Source organism: Streptomyces sp. NPDC059456, from assembly GCF_042750055.1.
Classification (GTDB): domain Bacteria; phylum Actinomycetota; class Actinomycetes; order Streptomycetales; family Streptomycetaceae; genus Streptomyces.
Genome location: NZ_JBHYVA010000418.1, coordinates 1 through 4,013, shown reverse-complemented (window position 1 = coordinate 4,013; position 4,013 = coordinate 1). Strand labels below are relative to the sequence as shown.

The following is a 4,013-nucleotide window of genomic DNA, read 5'->3' as shown; positions in this document are numbered from 1 at the left end:
GCCCAGCGCCGTGGCCCGCTCGCGCATGCCGAGCAGCCCGTGGCCGCCGCCCGCGCCGTCGTCCTCGGGGACCCCGGCCGCTCCGCCGTCGTCCAGCACCGTCACCTCCACCGACGTGCCGAACCGGACCACGCTGACCTCGGCCCGGACCTCGTGGCCCGCGTGCTTGCGCACGTTGGTCAGGGCCTCCTGGATCACCCGGTACGCCGCCAGGTCCACGGCCGCCGGCAGCGGGTCCCGGTCGCGGCCCAGCTCGACCATCACCTTCACCGGCAGCCCGGCGTGCCGGAAGGTGTCCACCAGCTCGTCCAGGACGGCCAGTCCCGGCGCCGGCTCGGTCGGTGCCTCCGGGTCGCCGGACTGCCGCAGCAGCCCGACCGTGGCCCGCAGCTCGTTCAGCGCCGAGCGGCTCGCGTCCCGTACGTGGGCCAGGGCCTCCTTGGCCTGGTCGGGCCGCTTGTCCATGACGTGCGCGGCCACTCCCGCCTGGACGTTGACCAGGGCGATGTGGTGGGCCACCACGTCGTGCAGGTCCCGGGCGATCCGCAGCCGCTCCTCGGCGACCCGCCGCCGGGCCTCCTCCTCCCGGGTCCGCTCGGCCCGTTCGGCCCGCTCCCGGATGGCGTCGATGAACGCCCGCCGGCTGCGCACCGCGTCACCGGCGGCCGCGGCCATCCCGGTCCAGGCGAAGATGCCGATGTTCTCCTGCGCGTACCAGGGCAGCGGGCCGGCCAGCATGGCCACGCCGGTCAGCCCCGCCATCGTCAGCACGGCGATCCGCCACGTGGTGGGCCGGTCCGTGCGGGAGGCCAGCGTGTACAGGGCGATCACCGTGGACATGGCGACGGGGGCCCGCGGCTCGCCGGTGCCCAGCTCCAGCAGGCACAGCCCGATCGTCACGGCGAGCACGGTGCGGGTGCGCCGCCGCCGGAACACCAGCGCTGCCGCGCCCAGCACCATCAGCAGCAGCGAGAACGGCTCGGGGGTCCGGGTCCCGAAGGTGGGCCCGTGCGGTCCGTGCGGGTCCGCGAAGGAGCCGACGACCATGGAGACGAGCGCCCCGAGCGCGAGGACGGCATCGGTGGCGAGCGGGTGGGCCCGCATCCACTGCCGGGTGGGGGCGAACGGCCCGAGGTCTGTCGTCACCCCGATACGGTACGGCCTGCCTCCGGACGGCAGGGCGGGCCCGTCAGGTCCCGGGCCGCTGCGGCGGCAGCGGGGCCGCCGGGGGCGGGCGCCTGCCGAGCGGAGTGCGGGAGCGCTCCGGGCCCCACCTGGCCCGCACCACGCACACGGCCATGACGGCGGCGATGGCCGCGAGGTGCTCCTTGCCCGCCAGGTTGTCCTTGACCAGCACCTCGCCGATCATCACCGCGATGACGACGGCGCCGGTCAGGTACGCCCGGTAGCGCCAGCACACGTAGATCGCGAGGCCGACCACCGCCGCCGACGGGCCGGTGTCGTTGACGACCCGGTCGGACAGCGGCAGGCCGAAGGGGTGGTCGGGGCCCAGCGAGAGCCCGATCCGCGCGTACGTGGTTCCGGCGAGGGTGGCGACGTAGCCGATGACCAGCGTGCGCCACCAGCCGATGCAGATCTCCGAGATCCCGAAGACCAGCAGGATCTGGGCGAGCGCCCCCCACACGGGCAGGTCGAGGGCGGGGACGAACAGGGACAGCGGGGTGCGCAGCACGGCCAGCCACAGCGGGTCGACGGCCTTGACCGATCCGAGGTTCTGGACCGGCTGGAACCCCCAGGACGTGTTCTGGACGATCTGGAAGACCGAGGTCAGGCAGACGGCCCCCAGGGTCATCGGGGCCGCCCGCCACTTGTCGCGGACCAGGGCGTCCCGGACGGTCCAGAACAGGGGCCCCCACTCGCGGCGGGCGAACCGCCGCAGGGGGGTGGTCGTCCAAGCCGTCAACGATTGGTCTCCAGATGTTTGCGGTTCAGCCACTTCGGCAGCCCGGGTGCCTCCAGGAAGCCCTCGGCCCGGCCCGCCGCGATACCGATCCGCAGGAGGTCGGAGCTCTTCTCGAAGAGCATGAACCGCGGCTCCCAGATCGGCCGGTATTTGGCGTTGGCCCGGTAGAGGGACTCGATCTGCCACCAGCGGGAGAAGAAGCTCAGCAGCGAGCGCCACATGCGCAGCACCGGACCCGCGCCGAGCTTGGACCCCCGCTCGAAGACGGAACGGAACATCGCGAAGTTCAGCGAGACCTGTGTGACGCCGATCTCCTTGGAGCGTTCCAGGAGTTCGATGACCATGAACTCCATCAGCCCGTTCTCGGAGTCGCGGTCGCGGCGCATCAGGTCCAGCGACAGGCCCTTGGGGCCCCACGGCACGAAGGACAGCACGGCGCGCAGATCGCCGTTGCCGTCGGTGCACTCCAGCATCACGCACTGGCCGTCGCCGGGGTCGCCCAGTCGGCCCAGGGCCATGGAGAAGCCGCGCTCGGTCGCCCCGTCGCGCCAGTCGTCGGCGCGGGTGAGGAGCACGTCCATCTCCTCGGCGGGGATGTCGGCGTGGCGGCGGATGCGCACCGTGTACCCGGCGCGCTTGACGCGGTTGTAAGCCTGCCGGACGGTCCGCATGGCACGGCCCTCCAGCGTGAACTCGTCGGTCTCGACGATGGCTTCGTCGCCCAGCTCCAGTGCGTCCAGTCCGTGTCGCGCGTAGATCTGGCCCGCTTCCTCGCTCGCGCCCATCACGGCCGGCACCCAGCCGTGCTCGCGGGCCTCGGCCAGCCACGGCTCGATGGCGCCGGGCCAGGCCTCGGGGTCGCCGATCGGGTCGCCGGAGGCCAGCGAGACGCCGCCGACGACCCGGTACGTGACGGCCGCCTTGCCGGTCGGGGACCAGATGACGGACTTCTCGCGGCGCAGCGCGAAGTAGCCGAGGGAGTCGCGGTCGCCCTGCCGGGCGAGCAGTGCGCGCAGCTTCTCCTCGTCCTGCGCGGTGAGCGGGTCGACGGCGCGGCGCGAGCGGAAGGCGGCGAGCAGCACGGCGATCAGGAGCAGCGTCGACATGACGTTGATCACGATGTCGACCCAGCCGGGCGTGGTGATCGACGCGTAGTCGCGGGCGTTCGGCTCCAGGGTGATCAGCCGCATCACGCCGTACCGCCAGCGGGCGAGGAACGTGGCGTCGGCGGCGTCCGGGTCGGTGTTCGAGGCGCCGACGATCAGCGCGGCGAGCAGCGAGGTGACCAGCAGGCCGACGGCGCCGACGGCGGTGGCCAGCTTGGGGTTGGAACGGTCGCCCTTGGCGTAGAACTCGCGGCGGCCCAGCAGCAGGGCGCCGACGAAGCCGGCGGTCAGTGCGAGGGAGACCCAGTTCTGGGTGTGGTCCCGGAACTCCGGGTAGCAGAGGTTGAAGTCACCGCTGGTGCACGGGGCGAAGGCGGCGGTGGCGAAGGCCAGCAGCAGCATGCCGCTGAGCACGAGGTTCAGGATCCACGCGGCGCGCTTGCGGCGGCCCATGGTGACGGCGAGCAACAGCGAGAACAGGCCGGACGCGAAGCCGGCCGTGAGCAGGTACGGGGTGTAGAAATCGGCGGTGTTGTGCCGCCGCAGGTCCTGCCCGAGCGAAAGCCACACCGCGCTCAGGAAGTTGACGAAGGTGACGGCCCGCAGGTACCAGACCGCGAACGCGGCGCTGCGCCGTGACCGGGCGGACCCCCGGCTGCCCCCTTCGTCTTTCTTGTCGTCCTTCTTGTCGTCTTTCCTGCTGTTCGTGTCCTTGCCGGATCCCTGGGCCGCCTTGGCGGCCTGTGCCTGTACTGCCTGTGCGGCGGTCCGGTCGGTGTCTGCGCTGGTCAATCGGGCCTCTCCCATGAAACGCGATGATATGGGGCGCCGCCGTCCATGGGTGGCCCGGTCCGGGGCGCCTGCGGCCGCTCTTGAGCCACCGCGCCCCGGAGCGGGCGCTAGGGGGTGTACCCCCGGTCCCCCGTGCCGTTTAACACACATTACCAGCACTCACAAATATAAGTGTATATATAGCGGGTGGG

The 4,013-nt window shown here is 72.1% G+C and carries 3 protein-coding genes; all 3 read right to left on the bottom strand.

Annotated features, from left to right (window positions below; translation table 11 throughout):
• On the bottom strand, positions 1-1,146 hold a 1,146-nt coding region (locus ACFXA3_RS28825; RefSeq protein ID WP_385191433.1), incomplete at its 3' end, for a sensor histidine kinase.
• Positions 1,147-1,189: 43 nt separating this feature from the next.
• Entirely contained in the window at positions 1,190-1,924 is a 735-nt protein-coding gene (locus ACFXA3_RS28820; RefSeq protein WP_385191431.1) for a hypothetical protein, read from the bottom strand.
• On the bottom strand, positions 1,921-3,837 hold the full coding sequence (locus ACFXA3_RS28815) for a phosphatidylglycerol lysyltransferase domain-containing protein (protein WP_385191429.1): 1,917 nt from the start codon (positions 3,835-3,837) through the stop codon (positions 1,921-1,923). Before ACFXA3_RS28815 ends, ACFXA3_RS28820 begins: the two co-directional genes overlap by 4 nt.
• Positions 3,838-4,013: the final 176 nt, after the last annotated feature.

Excerpts from the sequence above, each read along its gene's own strand:
- ACFXA3_RS28815 (WP_385191429.1), bottom strand. The coding sequence starts at position 3,837 with ATGGGAGAGGCCCGATTGACCAGCGCAGACACCGACCGGACCGCCGCA.